This window comes from Brevibacillus brevis, assembly GCF_031583145.1.
Lineage (GTDB): Bacteria > Bacillota > Bacilli > Brevibacillales > Brevibacillaceae > Brevibacillus > Brevibacillus brevis_E.
Map to the genome: position 1 here is coordinate 1,929,918 of NZ_CP134050.1, position 21,597 is coordinate 1,951,514.

Genomic DNA, 21,597 nt, shown 5'->3' on the forward strand with positions numbered 1-21,597 from the left:
GCCGGTGTGCAAACCGGCAGCCCCTTTACTGTTTGGATGCCAAGCCGTTAACGAGCGCTGGATCCACGCAGACTGGAAGCTGCCTGCTTTTCGGAACGGACGGACTTCTCTTTTTTGTTCCCGATCCGCAGCTGGACGATCATCATCGCGACGACGACGGCTGTCAGGACCAGGAGCGGGGCGGAAAAATTGCCGGTGCGGTCATGGATCAAGCCAACCAAAAAAGGGCCGAAGGAAGCGAGAATATACCCGCCGGACTGATTCATCGCAGACAGCGCGCTTGCCTCTTCCGCCGTGGACGTCTCATCGATGGGCAGCATGAGCGCCATCGGGAACAGTCCTCCAGCACCAATACCCAGAAAAATGCAGACAAACCAGGGCGACACGTGCAGCTGGAGCAGGATCAATCCGATCAGCTCCATGACCGAGCAGCCGACCAGCCAGACGACTCTGCGCTGAAAACGGCTGACGAGGATCGGCAGGAAAAGGCTGACCGGAATCTGCACCAGCGTGAACAGGCTCAAGACCATTCCGGCAGTCTGTTTGTCGTAGCCCAGTTCCTCGACCATCGGAGCCAGCCAGGCGGTCACGGAGTAAAACATGGAAGCCATCATGGCGAAGAAGCAAGTCAGGAGCCAGGCGCGTTTGTTGGACAGCAGACGCCGCAAGTCGCCTCTTCCCGATTCGGACGAGGGCGCCGTGTGGACGTTTGAGGCATTCGTGTGCGCGTGCTTCGGTGCCTTTCGGACAGGCTTCCACCAGAAGATCAGCGCCAGAAAGGCCAGGACGGACCAGGAAGCGACGGAAGCCTGCCAGGAATCGTCCAAGACGGTTTGCAAAGGCACGGCCAATCCCGACCCGAGAGCGGCACCGAAGACCATCGCCATGGAATAGACTCCGACGATCGCAGAGGGGTTGGGGAACTTTTCTTTGATAAAACCGGACAATAAAGGCCCGATGATGGCAATCCCGATGCCGGCGAGAAATGCGGTGCCAAGCATCAGCCAGGATGAGCCGGTGAGATACCTGGCGGCCGTAGCTGCGCCAATCAGCAGAAGGCAGTAGGCAATCGTCCGCTCCATGCTCCAGCGCTGGCCCAGCTTCACGGCCGCTGGCGCGAAGAACCCCATGCAAAGTACAGGCAGGGAAGTCAGCAGACTCGCCGTGGACCCGCTCATGCCCAAATTTTCGCGGATCGTCCCCAGCAGCGGGGAAACGGAAGTGATGACCGGGCGCAGATTGAGGGAAGCGAGGAAAAGGGCGGTCAGTGGAAGAAGGTATCGTTTCAGATCCAAAATCAATCATCTCCATGTTTCAGTATCAGGCGGCAATCCGGGTCTCATCCAGTGTATAGAGCGAAGAATGATTGATCAATATTATGGTTTCTATTATAATCATTGGAATTACCAATGATAAAAGGAGAATGCTCTTGGAAATCCGGCAGCTCCACTATTTCATGGCCGTTTGCGAAGAAATGCATTTCACGAAGGCAGCCGAAAAAATTGGCGTTTCCCAGCCGACGCTCAGCCAGCAAATTCGGGCTTTGGAGGATGAGCTCACCATCCCGCTGTTTGATCGGATCGGCAAAAAAATCGCGCTGACCGAGGCGGGGGAGCTCCTGTTCAAATACGGGACCGAGATCATGGATACCTTGCAAAACGTCAAGGATTCCATCGCCGATTTGCGCCACATGCAGAGCGGGACGCTGCGGCTGGGAATTATGCCGTCCGATCTGGATTACCGGATCACACAGCTCGTCATCGACTTTCATCGGGAGTATCCCAACGTGAAGTTGATGGTGATCGCCTCCATCGCTATCGAAGCGCAGGTATTGGAGAGCGAGGTCGACATCGGGATCGGCACGAACGTACTGCCCGATGAACGGCTGGTTACGATCCCGCTGTGCACGGAGGAGTACGTGCTGACCGTCTCGGAAAAGCATCATCTGGCGGATCGGACGAGCGTGACGATCGACGAGCTGAAAGATCTTCCCATGGTCATTTATCCCGAAGGCTTCATGGGCCGCGAAATCGTCGAAGAGACGGTACGACGACATGGCTTTCGGCTGAATTCCATTCTGGAAACCAGCTCGGCTACATCGATCCTCAATCTGGTGAGGGCGAATATCGGGGCGACCGTCCAGCCGGAGCCGTTAATCCGGCAAATGGGGGATCCGAGCCTGCGGACGATCCGCATCGAAGACCACCCTCCGAGCCGCAGCCTGTCGATCATCTACCGCCACGATCGGTATGTGACCCAGGCGGCTAAAGCCTTCATGGAACAGATCAAACGCTTCTTTCAAGGCTAAGGATGCCGCAGCCGCTTCCCTTCGATGAAAAAACCGGTCGATCACGGCGTGTCCGTGTTGTCGACCGGTTTTTCGGCTTCTGAGCATATTTCCCATTATCGTTTCTGGTACACACACACGACCATTTTCACGAAAAACTCACGGAAGCCCGGGAGCTTTGCAAGACCTTTGAGCTGGCCGCGCAGCGGAATTTCCTTCTCATAGACGGCAGGTTGGGTCACGCCCTGCTGAATCCGGCGAAAACGCTTGATGGTCATCCGGTTGATGTACGAGATCGTGTCACTGCCATCGGGCTTTTTATCAAAGCGGAACGAAACGCGGTCAGAACCGTCAGGCAAGTCGCGAACGAGCTCTTTGTACGCATCGATCAGCGCTTGCTCGGAAAACAGCGCGTGAACCCACGGGATTCCGATCGCATCCGAGAGATGGGCGCCGTACGGATGGTAGTAGGGAGGGAAGTTGATGTACAGGTGCCCGCCCGGCTTCAGGACGCGGAAGCACTCCTCCAGCGTCTTCTCCGGCTCGCCTACGTGCTCCATTGCATCGTTCATGATGATCGTGTCGAAGGTGTTGTCTTCAAACGTCATGTTCGCGGCGTCGCCGGTCATGAAGGAGACGACATCGGAAAGCCCTTTTTGCTTGGCAAAGGCGTTCCCTTCTTCCGCGTAGTGCGGCACGATGTCGATTCCGATCATTTTCTTCGGCCCGAAGGTCGCGTAGTAGCACGTCTTTCCGCCGCCGCCGCAGCCGATGTCCAGCACGGTTTTGCCTTGGAACATCTGCTCCTGGGAGTGGAAGGGGAGGAAGAACTGAATGGTCTGGTCCCCTTTTTGAAATTGCCATTCGGTATAGCTCATCTCGCCGTCGTTGGCCAGGTTGAACGGGTGGACGGGGAGAGGGAAAAAGCGGTTGATTCCAATCAAGAGTTGAGAGGAAAAGGACATGGGTTTGTCCTCCTTTCCAGATCAGCCTTTTTTTCGCAGCGCTTGCAGCACCAATTTGCTGCTTTTGGCCGCTTCCATTTCCAGCAGACGGGAGTGCTCGGTCACCACGTCTACCTCCTGCTCGAGACGGTCCAGCCGATCGGACAGCAGTTCGAGCAGAGCGGCTTCGTCCAGCCGGGTGATGTGTCCGGCATTCGGCATGCCGGCACGCTCGACAAAGCGGTCGATTTTCGGATCGTAGGAGATGCCGATGAAAGGCGTACGCAGCATGCACGCGAGAATCAAGGAGTGCAGGCGCATCCCCACGACGTAGTCGCACTGCTTCAAGACGGCCATGATGTCATGGAAAGTGACGGGCGCATCCAGCAGGCGCGCGCCCGAAGCTTCCATTTTCTCCATGATGTCTCTAGATGGCGACAAGTCGCTGGGAAAGTGCATCGGCAAAAACAGGACGTTCCAGCCTCGAGCGAGAAACCAGTCGGCCGCCTTGGCGATGACTTTCTTGAAATGCTGTTCCTGCTTCCAATCGCGTACGGAAATGGCGACCAGCGGCTTCGCAGGATCATCGAACAGTCCGTGCAAGAGCTCCTTGCCGCGCTCGTCCGATATGTCGTCGGCGGATATGGTCAAAGCAGGGTCTGCTGTTATATGGATCGGGGCTTTTTTTACCCCGCACGATTTGAAGTCTTCTCCCGATTCGTAATCGCGCACGGTAATGATGTCGACCCGATTGACCACCCGCTTGATCATCGATCGGCTAAGTGGCTTCAAGATCGGGCCAAACCCTTGTGCGTAAAAGACGACAGGTTTGCCCAGCAGCTTGGCGATGGTGACGATGCCCAAGTAGTAGAGGACGCTGCGCGGACTCGTGACGTCCTGCATCAGCGTACCGCCCCCCATCACCAGCATGTCGCTTCGCATCAGCTCGCGGACGATGGTACCGAAACTCCAGCGGTTGTAGGCCTCAATCCCAAACAGTTCCGCTGTACGATCTGGCTGATTGGACAACACGGCCAGGGAAATATTGGGTTGTTCCCTTTTGAGGGAGCTGATGATGCCGTACAGGACCACATCGTCTCCGGCATTGTTGAAGCCGTAGTACCCGGAGATGAGAATTCGCGACATGGAGTGAACCTTCTTTCTATATCAAACGTACAGGAAAAATACATTCTCAAGTATAATCGAGTAAACAAGGGGAAGTAAAGCAACCCTAGCAAAATCATGGGCCCCTACATCCCGCCGTTTCGGGTAGGGTATAATGAAAGGACCGCGCTTACGAGAAAATATAGAGGAAACCCATTGCAAACATTCCGATGCCAAGCACAGTCAGGGCGATCATCGCAATGAGCATGCCTTTGTTTTTTCGGCGCCGATAAAAGAATTCGTCAAACATGGCAAACCTCCCAACGGAAAAATAGTCCATTCTACTATCATACCATGTAGAGCGTCCTCCTTGCTATTGGCAGATGGATACATACAAAGGGCGCATGGCCAGTGCTCGCATAGAAAGACACGAGCTGGCAGTCCGATGGGGCGGCACGGAAAGGAGACAGACGAGACGATGGAAAAAATGTGGCTGAAATACACCTTGCTGCTGGAGCGGGAAATAGAGGACCTGTTTGTCGCGGAAGTGCTCACGAGTCCGTACACGCTGGGCTGGATCGAACCGCAGATCGAGGTGCTGACGACGGAAAACGGGTACGACTATGCGGAAAATACGGATGGACCTCTCGCTGGCTATTTGTTCGAGCCCATGCAGGATACGGAAGAGGAGCACAGACAGCGCCTTCGGACATATATTCTTCGGTGGGAAGGGAAGGTTTCCATCAAGGAGGTCGAACTGGTCCCGGAAGAAAATGAGTCCTGGAAGGAAGAATTCCGCGAGGTGCAGGTCGGCGAATGGTGGATCGCTCCGACGTGGACGGACCCTGAGGCGTTGGCTGCGGCCAAGCACGTGCTGTGGATCGATCCGGGGGCTGCTTTCGGGACTGGCTATCACGGTACGACCCAGGACATCCTCCTGTTTCTCCAAGAGCTTTCTTTGGAGGACAAGCGCGTCCTGGACATCGGAGCGGGCTCGGGAATCCTTTCCCTGTACTGTGCACGCAACGGAGCGAGCCATCCGGTGTGGGCGGTGGACATCAATCCGCAAAGCGAATACCAGGTGAGGGTGAATGCCGAAAGCAACCATTTGCCGGAATCGGCGGTGCGCATCGTGATCGGGGATGCATCCGAACCAGCCGTGGCAGACTCACTTCCCGAGCAGTTCGATCTCATCCTGGTGAATATCGGGGGAGACGAGGACGTGGCGATGCTGCCGGTCGTCGACGCCCATCTCGCTCCGGAAGGTCTGGTCATTCTCTCGGGCATCGTGGAATGGAATTTGCACCACGTGCTTACTTCGTATGAAAAGGCCGGTTATCAGTTGGAAAAAGAGCGCCAATCGGAGGAGTGGGTCACCTGCATGCTGAGAAAAAGCCGCTAGTTTCTCAGCATGCGGATTTGTAACTGACAGATGCGACAATAGAGAAAAATGACAATCTAAATGGAGGGGACAAACATGGAGCATGTGGTGATCGCTGCTGCCGGACGTACGCCGATCGGTTCGTTTGGCGGCGTCCTGAAAGATGTAAGCGCTCGCAAGCTGGCGGAGACCGTCATTCGCGGAGTGCTGGAGAAGTCCGGGCTCGAAGCCGGCAAGATCGACGAGGTGATTCTCGGGAATTGCATCCAGCGCAGCGATGAGGCCAATATCGCCCGGGTCGCCGCGCTGGACGCCGGGCTGGGCAAAGAAGTGACAGGCTTTACCGTGCAGCGCCAGTGTGCTTCCGGGATGCAGGCACTGGCCTCCGCTGCTTCGGAGATCCTGCTCGGCGACAGTGAAATCGTGATCGCCGGCGGTGTGGAGAGCATGAGCAATGCACCGTACGTCTTGAAAAACGCCCGCTGGGGCAAGCGGCTGGCGCATGGGGAAATGACGGACGCCATGTGGGAGCTCTTGACTGACCCGCATCACCAAATTTTGATGGGTGAGACGGCGGAAAGACTGGTCGACCGCTACGGGATTACCCGCGAGGAGCAGGACGAGATCGCGCTGCGCAGCCAGCAAAACGCGATCCGGGCGATTGACAGCGGCTTGTTCGCCGAGGAGATTATCGGGGTGCCAGTCAAAAAGCGGGGAGATGAGCAGGTGGTTACCACAGATGAATTCCCTCGCCGCGACGTGTCCATGGAAGGACTCGCCAAGCTGAAGCCGGGATTCCGACCGAACGGCACCGTGACGGCAGGCAATGCTTCCGGGCTCAACGACGGAGCTTCCGCCGCCGTGCTGATGAGCGAAGGAAAAGCCAGACAGCTCGGAATCGACCCGTTGGGCAGGATCGTCTCCTGGGCGTGGGCGGGAGTAGAACCCGATTTAATGGGCTACGGTCCTGTACCCGCTGTCAAAAAAGCCTTGGCTAAGGCAGGTCTTTCTTTGTCGGACATCGAGCTGATCGAAGTCAACGAAGCGTTCGCCGCTCAGTATTTGGCGGTGGAAAAACTGCTGGAGCTGCCCCGCGAGATCACCAACGTAAACGGCAGCGGCATCTCGCTCGGCCATCCCGTCGGATCGACCGGATGCCGGATCGTCGTGACTCTGCTGCATGAAATGCGCAGACGCGGCCTCAAACGCGGCCTGGCAGCCCTGTGCGTCGGCGGCGGCATGGGAATGGCGATGGTAGTCGAACGTCCGTAAATTCCGGAATTTCGGTGAAAAATCCCGAGTGGCTCACGTTTAAACAATGCCTCCCCTGTTAAGAATGGAAGCAAGTCCCTGCCTTTGCCCGACAAAGACGGGGGTTTTGCTCGAGGGGGAGGCTTTTTGCCATGATGTTTCTTTCATTCATGAAAAAACGGTGGAAGCAGATTGCGTTTCACACGCTTTCGTGTCTGACGCTTGCAGCGTTGGTGGCGGTAGCGTACACAGCCTATCAGTACAAGCAGATGACGCAGAAGTGGTACGCGCCGATTGAAGGGAGCCCCGGGAGTGTGCAGCACGCAGCCGCTGCCTTGCCGCCCCGCGACCTTTTGACCGCGGCCGAGCCTTTGAAGCCGTTTTTGCTGCTCTTGCTCGGGGTCGACAGCCGCGACGGCGAGAGCGCCCGCTCCGATACAATCATGCTGGCGGCCATTCATCCGGAAAAGCAGTCGGCCTACCTCATTTCCATCCCGCGCGACAGCTATATGCAGCTGAGCGGAAAAGGCTACGACAAAGTCAATCACGCCATGGCGTACGGCGGCCCGAAATTGGTGAAGGAAACGCTGGAGAAGTTTCTGGACGTAAAAATTGATCGCTACCTCTCTGTAGACTTTGAGGGGTTTCGGCAAATCGTGGACGAGCTCGGCGGCGTGTCGATCGACGTGAAAAAGCGTATGAAGTACAGCGACCCGAGCGACGACACGTACATCGACATCCAGCCCGGGCTGCAGACACTGACTGGCGAGCAAGCCCTTGACTACGCCCGCTACCGCAAGAGCGATCTGGGAAAGGAAGACAGCGACTACCAGCGCATCAACAGGCAGCAGGAGATCATCCGGGCGCTGGCGGCCAAAGGCGCTTCCGTGCAAGCGTATGCCAAAGCGTTTTCGCTGATGGAAATCGTGGGCAACCACGTCAAGACGGATCTCACCGACGAGGAAATCGCCGCGCTGCTTTTGGCATACGGGGATCCGACTCCGAACGTGATCCGCACCGATACGCTCGTCGGACAGGACGAACGCATCTGGCACAACGGCATCCTGGGCTGGTATCACCTGGTGCCAGGAACCGAGCGGGAGCGGGTCCATCAGCAGATCGTCCAGACGCTGGCCCGTTAGCAGAGGAGCACGGCAGAGAAGGAAGGCGGGAATCCGCCTCTTCTTTTTTTGTACGGAAAAAGCCGCACAGTCTTCGAGCAAGCGGGGAAATGAGTCTGCCGACTAGTTGTAAAATTGGATATTTTTCGAATAGAATGGAGATGGGAAGAGATTATGACTGCGGATCGTCCGGGAGAGGCAAGGCCACTTAGGGATGGAGGGAATACCCATGTCAAATGCCAAGCCTTGGATTGCCAATTATCCGCCCGAAACTGCACCGTCTCTGGAATACCCCCGTGTTCCACTGACCCGTTTCCTGGAACAGTCAGCTGCTGACTTTCCGGACAGTTTCGCGATCTATTTTCTAGGCAAGCGCATTACATATCGCGAGCTGCTGGCGATGTCGTACCAATTCGCCCACGCCCTCATCAGGCGCGGCGTAAGGAAGGGCGATCGCGTGGCCATCATGCTGCCCAACACTCCACAGACGGTCATCAGCTATTACGGCGCCCTGTTTGCGGGAGCCACTGTCGTGATGACCAATCCTCTCTATACGGAGCGGGAGCTGATCCACCAGCTGAACGATTCCGGAGCCGAAACCATCATCACCCTGGATATGCTCTACTCGCGGGTTTCCTCTGTCCAGGCGTCCACACCTCTGAAACGACTGATTGTGACCAGCATCGGCGATTTCCTTCCGTTTTTCAAAAAGCTGCTGTATCCATTTGTTCAGAAAAGGGAAAGGCACAATCCGCAAGTTCCGTACGGAAGTGAAGTTGAGCCTTTTCTTTCCTTATTAAAAGAAAGCGCTCCCAATCCCGTGAAAACGGAGATTGACGCGGAGAATGACATCGCGCTGCTGCAGTACACAGGCGGCACGACAGGCGTAGCCAAAGGCGTCATGCTGACCCATGCCAATCTCATCGCCAACGCCGTCCAGTGCCAGGCCGTGCTGCACAAGGTGAGGCGTGGCCGGGAGCGCATCATGGGCGCATTGCCGCTCTTTCACGTGTACGGAATGACCACGGTCATGAATAAAGGGATTTCCATTGCGGCAGAAATCATTCTCGTTCCCAAATACGACGTGAAGCAAATTTTTGACATGATCGACAAGGTGAGGCCCACGCTTTTTCCGGGTGCACCGACGATGTACATCGCCCTGATCAACCATGCGGATCTGCAAAAGCACGACCTGTCTTGCATCGAGGTGTGCGTGAGCGGCTCGGCGCCCCTCCCGGCTGAGGTACAGCACAAGTTCGAGGAGCTGACGGGCGGCAAGCTCGTCGAAGGCTACGGATTGACCGAGGCATCCCCGGTGACGCACTCCAACCCCATCTGGGGCAAGCGGGTAGCAGGCAGCATCGGTTTGCCGTGGCCCGACACAGACTGCCGCATCGTCGATTCCTCCACGGGCGAAGCATTGCCTCCGGGCGAGGTAGGCGAGCTGGCCGTCAAAGGCCCGCAAGTGATGAAGGGCTACTGGAACCGGCCGGAGGAGACGGCTGCGGTCTTGCAGGATGGCTGGCTGCTCACCGGGGATGTGGGCTATATGGACGAAGACGGATATTTTTACATCGTGGATCGGAAAAAAGACATGATCATCGCGGGCGGCTACAACATCTATCCGCGCGAGGTGGAAGAAGTGCTGTTTGAGCATCCGGCGGTTCAGGAGGCCGCTGTCATCGGCGTGCCCGATCCGTACCGCGGCGAGACTGTCAAGGCGTTTGTCGTGTTCAAGCAAGGCAAGCAGGCGTCGGAGGATGAGCTGGAGAAGCATTGCCGAAACCGTCTGGCCGCCTACAAAATTCCCCGCCAATATGAATTTCGCTCCGAATTGCCCAAGACGATGGTCGGCAAGGTGCTCAGGAGACAGCTGCAGGAAGAGGACAAACAACAGCGGGTCGCAGACGACCAAGAAAAGAGCAGCTGACGGCCGCCATGTGTCCCGAGAGGATGATTTCGCCCGTTCCCGGGAAAGGGAGCAGGGCTTTTACCCTTGTCCTGCAGGCCAGAGGCGCAGCACACAGGGATTGACAGGAAATTTTGGGTATACTACACTTACGATATGAATGAATAGTCATTCAGTTATGGTCAGTGCTAGTAAAAATGGAGGTCGTTATGGCAAAGAAAACGGGGGAAAAGTATCAAGCCATCATCGATGCTGCTGTTCGCGTCATCGCTCGGCAGGGCTATCACAACGCCCAAGTGTCCAAGATCGCAAAAGAGGCGAAGGTAGCGGATGGCACCATCTACCTCTATTTTGAAAACAAGGACGATATCTTGATTTCGCTGTTCAACGAAAAGATGGGCCATTTCGTCGAGACCAATCGGCGGCATATGGCAGAAGCGTCATCCACCGAGCAAAAATTGTATGTCCTCGTGCATGCGCACCTGAGCCAATTGGCCATGGACCACGACTTTGCCAGAGTGACGCAGATCGAGCTGCGCCAGTCCAATCCCCAGATCAGCGAAGGCATCGGAAACGTCATGAAGCAGTACTTCGACCTGATCGATGAAGTGATCCGGGAAGGGATGGAAACCGGGGTGTTCAGCCCCGATCTGGACGTGCGGGTGGCGCGGAAAATGATTTTTGGGACGCTGGATGAAGTGACGACATCTTGGGTAATGAAACAGTGCAAGTACGACCTTGTCTCCTATGCCGATTCCATTCATAGCCTCTTCCTGAACGGTATGAAGGGAAAAAGATGAAAGAAAAAGCTTTTTTTGCGTAAGCTCCTTTGTTACAATAAAAGAGCGCACTGAACGTACGCTCAGTTAAGAATCGTTCCTTTTTTGGATATAGTCTGGGGGGAGAGAAATGGATTCGCGTTGGAATGTGCAGACTCTGGATCGCGTTGCTGTGGCGACGATCGCCAATCCGCCTGCCAATGCGCTTGGCAAGCCGGTGCTCGCCGAGCTGGAAGAATGGTTGAACAAGTGGGAAAACGACGCTGAAATCAAAGCGATCGTCTTGACGGGAGAAGGCCGTTTTTTCATAGCGGGAGCCGATATCAAGGAATTCACCGAGCTCGCCTCACAAGAAGCGGAGGCCATGGCCAAGCGGGGACAAGCGCTGTTTGACCGATTGGAGAAATTTCCGAAACCGATCATTGCAGCAATCAACGGCGCATGCCTGGGAGGCGGACTCGAGCTGGCGATGGCTTGTCACATACGGCTCGCCGCGCAGGAAGCCAAGCTGGGACTCCCCGAGCTGAATCTGGGTCTGATCCCCGGCTACGGCGGGACACAGCGTTTGCCGCGCCTGGTCGGCCGGGGGAAAGCGACGCAGATGATCCTCACCTCGGAGATGATCGGCGGAGAGGAAGCACTGCGCATCGGGCTTGTGGAAGCGGTTTATCCGGCGGAGCAGCTGCTGGACGAGGCCAAGAAGCTCGCCGCCCAGATCGCGGCCAAGAGCGCGGTCACGCTGAAGCTCGCGCTGTCTGCCATCCAAGGAACAGTAGAACTCCCGTTGTCAGAAGGTTTGGCATACGAAGCGAAACTGTTCGGCGAAGCATTCGCCTCGGAAGACGTAAAAGAAGGCGTGGGTGCCTTCCTGGAAAAGCGCAAGCCGCAATTCGCCGACCGCTGATCCGGTCACTTTTGCAATGCCACTTTGGGGGAGGGACTTGTCATGAATATCGTAGTAGTGTTGAAACAAACCTTTGACACCGAAGAAAAAATCGTCATCCAAGACGGAAAGATGTCCGAGGAGGGTGTCGAGTTTATTATCAACCCGTACGACGAGTACGCAGTCGAAGAAGCGATCAAGCTGAAAGAAGAGCACGGCGGGGAAGTGACCGTGATCAGCATCGGGCCGGATCGTGCGGAAAGCGCGCTGCGTACTGCCCTTGCGATGGGTGCTGACAAGGCTGTTCTGGTAGACGACGAGTCGCTCTTGGGAGACGAGTTTACCACCGCAAAAGTGCTGGCGGCCGTCGCGAAGAAAGTCGGCTTCGACATCATCCTCGGCGGTCAGATGGCCGTGGACTCTGGCGCCGGTCAAGGCGGACCTCGCCTCGCCGAAGAGCTGGGGATCAACCACGTTTCCACAGCGGTGAAGCTGGAGGTGAACGGGACGTCCGTTCGCGTGGAACGCGACGTCGAAGGCGACCTCGAAGTGGTGGAAACCAGCCTTCCGGTACTGATTACCGCGCAGCAAGGCTTGAACGAGCCGCGCTACCCATCCCTTCCTGGGATCATGAAAGCGAAGAAAAAACCTCTGGAGCGCCTCTCCGCAGATGATCTTGGACTGTCTGCAGAAGATGTGAAGGCGAAGACCGAGATCGTCGATCAGTCGCTGCCGCCGAAGAAGCAGGCAGGGCGCATTCTCTCCGGCGAACTGTCGGCACAAGCGTCTGAACTGGTGCAATTGTTGCGCAACGAAGCGAAAGTGATCTAAGCGAGAGGGAGAGGATATCGATGAAAAAAGTACTGGTACTGGCAGAAGTGCGCGACGGTCAGCTTCGCAACGTTTCGCTGGAAGCTTTGGCTGCAGCGCAGGCATTGGCAGAGGGCGGTGAAGTGGTCGCGGCGGTTTTTGGAGCGGATGCAGCGGCACACGCGCAGGCTCTCGGACAGCACGGCGCAAGCCTCGTATACACATCGGACCACAGCGCGCTTGCTCAATATACGGCAGATGCCTACACGCAGGCGCTGACGCAGATCATCGAACTCGCGGGTCCGGACGCCGTGGTCCTCGGGCACACTGCGATCGGCCGCGACGTGGCACCTCGCGTGGCGGCGAGACTCGGTTACGGCCTGGTGTCCGACGTGACCGGCCTGGAAGCAGGTCCGGTGTTCGTCCGTCCGATCTACGCGGGGAAGGCATTCCAGCAGCGTAAATTCGTGGACGGCAAAATTTTCATCACGATTCGTCCGAACAATATCGCAGTGGGTGCAGCCGATCCGGCCAAAACGGCAACGGTCGTTCCTGTCGAGCTGGACATCAAGGATCTGCGTTCCATCGTCAAGGATGTCGTGCGCAAGACCAGCGGCAAAGTGGACCTGTCCGAAGCAAAGGTCATCGTCTCAGGCGGCCGCGGCGTGAAGAGCGCGGAAGGCTTCAAGACGCTGTACGAGCTGGCTGACGTGCTGGGCGCAGCGGTCGGCGCGTCCCGGGGCGCTTGCGATGCGGATTATTGCGATTACTCCATGCAAATCGGCCAGACCGGAAAAGTGGTGACGCCAGACCTGTATATCGCGTGCGGCATTTCCGGAGCGATTCAGCACTTGGCGGGAATGTCCAGCTCCAAGGTTATCGTCGCGATCAACAAGGATCCGGAAGCTCCGATTTTCCAGGTGGCGGATTACGGCATTGTCGGCGATCTGTTCGAGGTCGTCCCGCTGCTCACCGCCGAATTCAAAAAAGTGTTGGTATAGAAGGCTGGGTAGGCCTGAACATGGGAAGCGCTCCTCGATTTGCGGGGCTCTCTTTGCCAAGCGGGAACGCACGACTTGAAATAGGGCAGCAGCCAACTGGACAGACTAAAGCGTGAAGTGCGCACAAAGTGCTCAGCGCCGTAGTCATAATCAGGATTGGATGATATACTGTGCGTGTGGAACCTTTTTCCGAAAGTCGAATTCAAGGAGGTAACTTCCCATGGCAATTGTAAATGGAACGGACCAAAACTTTACCCAGGAAGTAGAGCAAGGCGGTACAGTCCTGGTTGATTTCTGGGCACCATGGTGCGGCCCTTGCAAAATGATCGCTCCTGTGCTGGAACAAATCGATAGCGAAGTGGGCTCCAAGCTCAAAATCGTGAAAGTAAACGTGGATGACAACCCGGGTTCTGCCGGACGCTTCGGCGTTATGTCCATCCCGACCCTGATCGTGTTCAAAGACGGTCAGCCTGTCGACAAGGTCATCGGCTTCCAACCGAAAGAAGCGCTGATGGCGACAGTAGGCAAACACCTGTAAAAAATCGAGCAGTTCAGCGAGAAACGGCATTTGCAGCTTTGTGCAGATGCCGTTTTTTTTAGTGTGGGTAAAATGAATGCTAGAAAAAGGCAAGCCCCCTTCAGACGGCCTCGTTTTGTAAAGGAGAGGGAAGGCCCGGAAATGCTGAAAATTCGACGGAAAAGGACAAAATCTGAACGCCCGTTTGTCAAAAAAAGAAGTTTAAAGAGAGAAAATTGTTTGCGTTTTCGTACTACAACGATTAAAATTCTTATATTCAATTTTTTAGAAAGATTTATGAATATTAAGGGAGGCTTTTCGATGAAAGGGTTCAGTTTATTGAAATCACTGGCGACCATTTCCCTCGGCGCCGTGCTGATGGTGGGCTGCTCCAGCGGAAACAATGCAGCGCCGGCATCAAACTCGGGAGGGTCGGCTCCGGCACAGACGCCAGCGGCTGAAGGCAGCGGCGGAGAAATCACTGCGAAGATCGGTGTCGTCGGATTCCTGTCCGGTTCTGGCGCAGCTTACGGCGAAGCGCAAAAAGCAGGTCTCGAACTCGCGCTCGGCGAGCTCAACGAAGCGAACAAGGGCAAACTCAAGATGGAATTAAAGTTTGAAGATTCTGGCGGTGAAAAAGAAGGGGCCATCAACGCCGTAAATAAACTGATAAATCAGGATAATGTGGTTGCCATCATCGGACCTACTCTCTCTGGTGAAATGTTCGCGGCCGGTCCGGTGGCAAACGAGGCGGAAGTCCCGATTTTCGGTATCTCCAATACGTCCGAAGGCATCAATGACATCGGGGAGTACGTATTCCGCAACTCGCTGCCTGAGTCGATCGCCATCCCGACTGCCATGAAGTCAGCTGTCGAGAAAAAAGGTCTGAAGAAAGTGGCGCTGATCTACGCGTCCAACGATGACTTCTCCGTAAACGGCTACAAAGTCATGAAGGCGACTGCCGAAAAAATGGGTCTGGAAATCACGGGCGAAGCGACTTTCTCCAACGGCGACGTCGACTTCTCCGCACAGCTGACCAAGCTGAAACAGACCAACCCGGATGCTCTTCTGGTGTCCGCTCTGTACAAAGAAGGCTCCATGGTCGTGAAAAAAGCGCGCGAGCTGGGCTTCCAAGGAACCATTCTTGGCGGCAACGGCTTCAACAACCCGAAAGTATTCGAAATCGCAGGTCCTGCAGCTGACGGTCTGATCGTGGCGACTCCGTTCAGCCCGGAAAAGCAAGATGAAAAAGTACAAGCCTTCGTAAAAGCATTCGAAGCGAAATACAACAAAAAGCCTGACCAATTCGCAGCACAAGCGTACGACTCTCTCTACATCATGTCCCAATCCTTGCTCGGCGCTGGCAAAGCAGACCGCGAAGCACTGCGCGACCAGCTGGCACAGTTGAAAGACTTCACTGGCGTATCGGGCAAGCTGTCCTTCGACGAAAAGCGCAACCCGATCGGGGATGCGGTCGTCGTAGTCGCAAAAGACGGGAAGTTTGTACCATTCGAATAAGAATGCTGCCCGGGGATTCCCGGGCTCTTTTTAAGAAAGACGCATGTCAGCGAGAATGCGTGTCCTGAAATGGCAAGGGAAGGGCTCCGCCTGCGATGGCGGAGCCAAGTTTTCTAACTGGATCAGGAAGTATAAGGCCGGGCCTTCGCTTGCTGATCCAGCGAGAACAACTTTCCGTAAGTGCACGGTCTCCCATGCGAGGCAGGAACGAACGCGGCGCGGAGCACATGCAACCACTTTACTGTGAGGTGAGGCAGTTTGTTTTGGCAGCAATTAGTCAACGGTTTGACCGTAGGCAGTACCTATTCATTGATCGCATTGGGCTATACGCTCATCTTTGGTGTTCTGGGCATCATCAACATGGCGCACGGACAAATCTTTATTTTCGGCTCGCTGGTCGGTCTCGTCCTGATGACGAGCATGCAGATGCCGCTTGGAGTAGCTCTCATCGCGTCCATCGTCATTTCCGCGCTGCTCGGCTTGCTGCTGGAGTATGCGGCGCTGCGCCCCCTGCGCAAGAAAAACGTACCGCACTTGGCGTCCCTGATCAGTACGATCGGTTTTGCGACACTGGTGGAAGAGGCGATGCACAAGTTTTTCGGCGCAGATTCGCGCGCGTTTCCGCAATCCTTCGGGGATAAGGCTTTCGATCTGGGCATCCTGCAAATTCGCAGTGTGGATCTCGTCATCCTTGGAATTTCGCTGGTGCTGATGTTCGTCCTGCACTTCTGGATTCAAAAGACGAAAATGGGGAAAGCGATCCGGGCAACGGCTGAAAACACGGACACCGCCAATATTTTGGGAATCAATACAAACATGGTCATCATCGTGACCGTCATGCTGGCGTCCGCACTGGGCGGCGTGGCAGGCATCCTGATCGGCATGGCGTATTCCGCTCTGATTCCGACGATGGGGATGACACTCGGCTTCAAGGGCTTGGCCGTGCTGATCCTGGGCGGTGTCGGAAGCATTCCGGGGGCCATGGTCTGCGGTGTGCTGCTCGGCATCATCGAAGTCTTTACCGTCGCCTATGGCGATTCGTCTTACCGGGACGCGGTCGCGTTTGGCTTGATCATCGTGATTCTGCTGTTGAAACCGGAAGGACTATTCGGACGCAAAGCGTAAGGAGGTGCACTCATGGATATTTTGAATCCCTACAATTTACAAGTACTCACGTTTATTCTATTAAACAGTATTCTGGCCATCAGTATTTACATCACGCTCTCCACCGGTCAGCTCTCGTTGGGACACGCCGGATTTATGAGCATCGGCGCCTTTACCGCGAGTATTTTGACGAAGCAGGCAGACATGCCGCTGTTTGTCGCCATCCTGATCGGAGGATTGGCAGCCGGTCTGATCGCGCTTCTCATCGGTGCACCTACACTGAAGCTGCACGGTTTGTACCTGGCGATCGCGACGCTCGGCTTTGGCGAAGTGATTCGCGTCATTTTCCTGAATATGAAAATTACGAACGGGGCCCTTGGTCTCACCGGCCTGCAGTCTATCGGCAACTACCTGTACGATTTTGAGAAGGCGATGGGACTGAAGGCGCAGGCGGTCGGCGTCTCGGTCATGCAAATGAAGTCGCTCTCCACCTTTGTGTTCATGCTGCTGCTGTTTCTTGTCATCCTGTTCCTGACGCTGCGCCTGAACCGCTCACGCCTGGGACGCGCCTTTGAAGCGATCAAGGCGGACGAGACGGCCGCCCGCGCCATGGGGCTGCAGGTCGCTTACTACAAAATGCTCGCGTTTATCATCGGCTCCGTCCTTGCGGGGATTTGCGGCGGCTTGTTCGCCCACATCACCACGACGATCACGCCGGACGATTTCAACTACCACAAGGTCGTAGAGATTTTGTCCTACGCGGTAATCGGAGGAAGCGAAGTGGTCTGGGGACCATTGTTCGGTGCTCTGGTGCTCACGGCACTGCCTGAAGTCCTGCGCGGCCTCGCGGAATACAAGATGCTGATGTACGGCTTGATCATGGTTGGTGTCATGGCGTTCCGTCCGCACGGCCTCATCGGCACGGACACGTTCCAAAAGCTGTTCCGCCGCCGCAAAGGCAAGACGGGAAATGAAGCGAAGGAGGGAATGTGACGTGCTACTGGAACTGACGAATGTAGGAAAAAGCTTCGGCGGGATCACTGCCCTGCGCGACGTTTCCTTCGGCGTGCGGGAAGGGGAGATCGTCGGCCTGATCGGACCGAACGGAGCAGGTAAAACAACGATCTTCAACATGGCGACGGGCATTTTTGCTCCGACGACCGGGACCTTCTCGTTTGCGGGGCAGCAGTTGAACGGCATGGCCCCGAACAAATTACCGAGATGGGCATTGCCCGGACGTTTCAAAATATTCGCCTCTTTGGACATATGAACGCGCTGGACAATGTGAAGATCGGCTGCCATTCCCGGATGAAGGCAGGCTTCTGGTCGTCGCTGCTTCGCACGCCGGCCCAGCGAGCCGAAGAGCGCGAGGTGGCGAAAAAGGCGGAGGCACTGCTCGAATTCGTCGGGCTGTCTGACGTGCGCGATGTACGCTCCGATACGCTGGCGTACGGGCAGCAGAGACGGCTGGAGATCGCCCGCGCCTTGGCGACAGAGCCCAAGCTGCTCCTGCTGGATGAACCGGCAGCGGGGATGATCGAAAGCGAGACGGTAGCGCTGATGGAGCTGGTCCGGAAAATCCGCGACGACGGCGTCACAGTGCTCCTGGTCGAACACGACATGGGACTGGTCATGAACCTGTGCGACAAGGTCGTCTGCATCAACTTCGGCGTCAAGATCGCAGACGGCACGCCGGCGGAAGTGCAGACGAATCCGGACGTAATCGAAGCCTACCTCGGCAAGGAGGAGGAATAACGCATGCTGAGCATACAAAACTTGACGACTTCCTACGGGCAGATCAAAGCGATCCGGGGAATTTCCCTGGAAGTGCCGGAGGGCAAGATCGTCTCGCTGATCGGGGCGAACGGAGCGGGCAAGACGACCACGATGCGGACGATCGCGGGACAGCTGAGACCGGAGAGCGGCAGCATCGTCTTTCGCGGCCAGCGCATCGATGGAGCAAAACCGCATCAGATCGTCAGCACCGGGCTTGCGCTCGTGCCGGAAGGCCGTGCGATTCTCGGGAAGATGACCGTGCTGGAAAACCTGGAGATGGGCGCCTTCCAGCGCAAAGATGCACAGGGGATCAAGGACGACATGGAAAAGATGATGGCCTGGTTCCCCATCCTGAAGGAACGTCTGACGCAGCTCGGAGGGACGATGTCGGGCGGCCAGCAGCAAATGCTGGCGATTGCCCGGGCGCTGATGTCCCGCCCCAAGCTGCTTTTGCTGGACGAGCCATCCATGGGGCTGGCGCCGATCGTCGTGGCCGACATCTTCAAGGTCATCAAGCAGATCAATGCGGAAGGCACCACGGTTCTCATCGTCGAGCAGAATGTGAAACAGGCGCTGAAGATCGCCGATTACGGCTACGTGCTGGAAGCCGGCCAGATCGTGCTGGATGGCACAGCCGAATCGCTTCTGAACGACGAGCGGGTCAAAGAGGCTTATTTGGGCGGACGAAAGCATTAAGAAAACGAACGCAGTGCAGAAACTGTCGCCATTCCCATCGGCGGCAGTTTTTTTCGCGTTCAATCCGTGGTAACATGGAAATGGAACGTATATTCCTATCGGGTTTGGTAAAAGGAAGGGGGCATATCGTCCCATGGCAGAAGCAATGTCGCGAGAACAAAAAGAGTATCTCGTGTCACAGGTCCAGCGATACTTCCACGAGCAGCGTGGAGAAGAACTGGGAAATCTGGAAACGGAAGAACTCATCGATTTTTTCTGGAAGCAGCTCGGCCCGCTCCTCTACAATCTGGGGGTGCAGGATTGCCGCACGCTGATGCTGGAGAGGTTTGCTTCCCTGGAAGACGAGCTGTACGTGCTGGAAAAGCCGCTCGCATCCAAGCGGTAAGCTGGCCTCGAATCATTCACGCAAAAGGAGGGAGCAGCCCTGAACAGCTCCTTGAAAGATAAACTGGCTGTGCTGCCGGAGAAGCCAGGCTGCTACCTGATGAAAAACGCGAGCGGGGACATCATTTACGTCGGAAAGGCAAAAGTCCTGAAGAACCGCGTCCGCTCGTATTTCACCGGCAGCCATGACGGGAAGACCCAGCTGCTTGTCAGCGAGATAGTCGATTTCGAATATATCGTCGTCTCCTCGGCGATTGAAGCCCTGGTGCTGGAGTGCAACCTGATCAAGCAGCACAACCCGCGCTACAACGTCATGCTGAGGGATGACAAGACGTATCCCTATATCAAAATCACCAATGAAAAACAGCCCCGCCTGGAAATCACCCGCAAGGTCGTCAAGGACAAAGCCCGTTACTTCGGGCCGTATCCAAACGCGGGAGCGGCTTCCGAAGTGAAGAAGCTGCTCGATCGGCTGTATCCGCTGCGCAAGTGCCGCACGATGCCCAAGCAGGTCTGCCTGTACTACCACATGGGCCAATGCCTGGCTCCTTGCGTGCAGGAGGTCCCGGCCGAGGAGAATCAGCGTCTCGTGGAAGCCATCAGCAAGTTCCTCGACGGCGGACACGAGGAAATGAAGCAGGAGCTGACCGAGAAAATGATGCAGGCCGCGGAAAACATGGAGTTCGAGCGCGCCAAGGAGTACCGCGATCAGATCAAGAGCATCGAAGCCGTCATGGAAAAGCAGAAGGTGACGCTCACCGATACGACAGACCGAGACATCATCGGCTATGCCGTGGAGAAAGGCTGGATGTGCGTTCAGGTCTTTTACATGCGCCAGGGGAAAATGATTGAGCGGGACACGACCTCCTTCCCCTATTACGGAGACGAAGCGGAAGATTTCATGTCGTACGTCAGCCAGTTTTACTACGACAAGCAAAACGCCCTGCCCAAAGAAATCCTTCTGCCGGAGGAAAGCGATACCGAGCTCCTCGGCGAGTGGCTGGGAGTCAAGGTAGTCGCTCCCAAGCGGAGCAAGAAGCGGGAGCTCGTGAAGATGGCGTCCGAAAACGCCCGGATCGCCCTCCAGGAGAAATTCGCCCTGATGTCCAAGGACGACGCCCGCACCATTCAGGCGGTCCACAATCTGGGGCACATTCTCGGCATCGGCACGCCAAACCGGATCGAGGCGTTCGACAACTCCAACATCCAAGGGACGGAGCCAGTCTCCGCGATGGTCGTCTTTACCGATGGCCGGCCGGACAAAAGGGAATACCGCAAGTTCAAGATCAAGACCGTGGAAGGGCCGGACGACTACGGCTCCATGCGGGAGGTCATCCGCCGCCGCTACACGCGCTTGCTCAAGGAGAACGGACCCATGCCCGACCTGATCGTGATCGACGGCGGCAGAGGGCAAATCAGCGCCGCCATGGACGTGCTGGAAAACGAGCTGGGCTTGTACATTCCTGTCTGCGGTCTGGCCAAGGACGAGAAGCACCGGACGGCGCAGCTGATGTTCGGCGACCCGCCCGAGCCTGTCGAGCTGAAGCGGGACAGCTACGAATTCTACCTCCTGCAGCGCGTCCAGGACGAGGTGCACCGATTCGCGATCACCTTTCACCGCCAGTCGCGCTCGAAGACGATGCTCTCCTCTCAGCTCGACGATATTCCGGGCATCGGGGAAAAGCGCCGCAAGCTGTTGTTTACGCACTTTGGCTCCTTGAAAAAAATGCGGGAAGCGACGGTGGAAGACTTCCGGCAATTGGGAATCGGAGACAAGCTCGCCAAGGAGATCATTTCCCATCTGCGCAAACTGGAATCGTGACAGCCTGGCAAAAACCGATTGATCCTCTCCCTGCTCCGTGATATAATGCGATTCAAACAGAATAGTTAGCCTCACTTCCATAATGGAGTGAGGTAGAGGCGCGAAAACCAAGAGTACCTCCCTGAGATCGGGTGTCTGTGAAGGGTGCGGGAAAGGGGAATTCGCCGAAGTGTGGAGAAGGACCCGCTTTTCTCCATGCTGGGTCTGCGTTGAACAAGCGCAGGACTGTCATCTGTGCAATCACCGTTGCCAGATGGAGAGCTATCTCACGGTGCGATAGTGCGAGTCATGACGCTCATTTTGTCATGCA

19 protein-coding genes, 1 pseudogene and 1 riboswitch are annotated in these 21,597 nt (G+C 56.2%); of the genes and pseudogenes, 17 read left to right on the top strand and 3 right to left on the bottom strand.

The window, feature by feature from the left end; all coding sequences use genetic code 11:
• Positions 1-47: 47 nt before the first annotated feature.
• Entirely contained in the window at positions 48-1,295 is a 1,248-nt protein-coding gene (locus tag RGB73_RS09630; RefSeq protein ID WP_310771327.1) for an MFS transporter, read from the bottom strand.
• 134 nt (positions 1,296-1,429) lie between these two features.
• Here RGB73_RS09630 and RGB73_RS09635 point away from each other — a divergent pair, with 134 nt between their 5' ends.
• Complete coding sequence (locus RGB73_RS09635; RefSeq protein WP_310771329.1) at positions 1,430-2,308, top strand: LysR family transcriptional regulator; 879 nt, start codon at positions 1,430-1,432, stop codon at positions 2,306-2,308.
• A gap of 95 nt (positions 2,309-2,403) precedes the next feature.
• Here RGB73_RS09635 and RGB73_RS09640 read toward each other — a convergent pair whose 3' ends face one another.
• Positions 2,404-3,252 (bottom strand): class I SAM-dependent methyltransferase, encoded by an 849-nt coding sequence (locus tag RGB73_RS09640; protein ID WP_310771331.1) that lies wholly within the window; start codon positions 3,250-3,252, stop codon positions 2,404-2,406.
• Positions 3,253-3,273: 21 nt separating this feature from the next.
• Entirely contained in the window at positions 3,274-4,377 is a 1,104-nt protein-coding gene (gene csaB / locus RGB73_RS09645) for a polysaccharide pyruvyl transferase CsaB (RefSeq protein ID WP_310771332.1), read from the bottom strand.
• A gap of 436 nt (positions 4,378-4,813) precedes the next feature.
• On the opposite strand from csaB, the gene RGB73_RS09650 reads away from it, so the two are divergent.
• The 16 genes and pseudogenes from RGB73_RS09650 (at position 4,814) to uvrC (ending at position 21,287) form a co-directional block, all read left to right on the top strand.
• Positions 4,814-5,737, top strand: a complete 924-nt coding sequence (locus tag RGB73_RS09650; protein ID WP_310771334.1) for a 50S ribosomal protein L11 methyltransferase — start codon at positions 4,814-4,816, stop codon at positions 5,735-5,737.
• 75 nt (positions 5,738-5,812) lie between these two features.
• A complete protein-coding gene (locus RGB73_RS09655) occupies positions 5,813-6,988 on the top strand; it encodes a thiolase family protein (protein WP_310771336.1) in 1,176 nt (391 codons plus the stop codon).
• 131 nt (positions 6,989-7,119) lie between these two features.
• Positions 7,120-8,109: an LCP family protein gene (locus tag RGB73_RS09660; protein ID WP_310771338.1), complete on the top strand. Its 990-nt coding sequence runs from the start codon at positions 7,120-7,122 to the stop codon at positions 8,107-8,109.
• A 208-nt stretch (positions 8,110-8,317) separates the two neighbouring features.
• The gene (locus RGB73_RS09665) at positions 8,318-10,018 is read left to right on the top strand and encodes a long-chain-fatty-acid--CoA ligase (protein WP_310771340.1); all 1,701 of its coding nucleotides are present in this window, start codon (positions 8,318-8,320) and stop codon (positions 10,016-10,018) included.
• A gap of 188 nt (positions 10,019-10,206) precedes the next feature.
• Positions 10,207-10,797, top strand: a complete 591-nt coding sequence (locus RGB73_RS09670; protein WP_310771341.1) for a fatty acid metabolism transcriptional regulator FadR — start codon at positions 10,207-10,209, stop codon at positions 10,795-10,797.
• Between the two features lie 109 nt (positions 10,798-10,906).
• Entirely contained in the window at positions 10,907-11,680 is a 774-nt protein-coding gene (locus RGB73_RS09675; protein ID WP_310771343.1) for an enoyl-CoA hydratase, read from the top strand.
• A 42-nt stretch (positions 11,681-11,722) separates the two neighbouring features.
• Entirely contained in the window at positions 11,723-12,490 is a 768-nt protein-coding gene (locus tag RGB73_RS09680) for an electron transfer flavoprotein subunit beta/FixA family protein (RefSeq protein WP_310771345.1), read from the top strand.
• 20 nt (positions 12,491-12,510) lie between these two features.
• A complete protein-coding gene (locus tag RGB73_RS09685) occupies positions 12,511-13,470 on the top strand; it encodes an electron transfer flavoprotein subunit alpha/FixB family protein (protein WP_310771347.1) in 960 nt (319 codons plus the stop codon).
• A 220-nt stretch (positions 13,471-13,690) separates the two neighbouring features.
• The gene (gene trxA / locus RGB73_RS09690; RefSeq protein ID WP_310771349.1) at positions 13,691-14,008 is read left to right on the top strand and encodes a thioredoxin; all 318 of its coding nucleotides are present in this window, start codon (positions 13,691-13,693) and stop codon (positions 14,006-14,008) included.
• Positions 14,009-14,308: 300 nt separating this feature from the next.
• Positions 14,309-15,505, top strand: coding sequence for an ABC transporter substrate-binding protein (locus RGB73_RS09695; protein ID WP_310771351.1), 1,197 nt, complete (start codon positions 14,309-14,311; stop codon positions 15,503-15,505).
• A 258-nt stretch (positions 15,506-15,763) separates the two neighbouring features.
• Positions 15,764-16,630, top strand: coding sequence for a branched-chain amino acid ABC transporter permease (locus tag RGB73_RS09700; RefSeq protein ID WP_310771353.1), 867 nt, complete (start codon positions 15,764-15,766; stop codon positions 16,628-16,630).
• Between the two features lie 12 nt (positions 16,631-16,642).
• The gene (locus RGB73_RS09705; RefSeq protein ID WP_310771355.1) at positions 16,643-17,602 is read left to right on the top strand and encodes a branched-chain amino acid ABC transporter permease; all 960 of its coding nucleotides are present in this window, start codon (positions 16,643-16,645) and stop codon (positions 17,600-17,602) included.
• Between the two features lies 1 nt (position 17,603).
• A pseudogene (locus RGB73_RS09710) lies at positions 17,604-18,364 on the top strand (ABC transporter ATP-binding protein).
• Positions 18,365-18,367: 3 nt separating this feature from the next.
• Positions 18,368-19,081, top strand: a complete 714-nt coding sequence (locus RGB73_RS09715; protein WP_310771357.1) for an ABC transporter ATP-binding protein — start codon at positions 18,368-18,370, stop codon at positions 19,079-19,081.
• A 133-nt stretch (positions 19,082-19,214) separates the two neighbouring features.
• A complete protein-coding gene (locus tag RGB73_RS09720) occupies positions 19,215-19,466 on the top strand; it encodes a DUF2164 domain-containing protein (RefSeq protein WP_310771359.1) in 252 nt (83 codons plus the stop codon).
• A 39-nt stretch (positions 19,467-19,505) separates the two neighbouring features.
• Positions 19,506-21,287 carry an excinuclease ABC subunit UvrC gene (uvrC, locus tag RGB73_RS09725; protein ID WP_310774202.1) on the top strand — a complete coding sequence of 594 codons (1,782 nt, stop codon included), beginning with the start codon at positions 19,506-19,508 and terminating at the stop codon, positions 21,285-21,287.
• Between the two features lie 85 nt (positions 21,288-21,372).
• Positions 21,373-21,559: riboswitch (Lysine riboswitch) on the top strand.
• Positions 21,560-21,597: the final 38 nt, after the last annotated feature.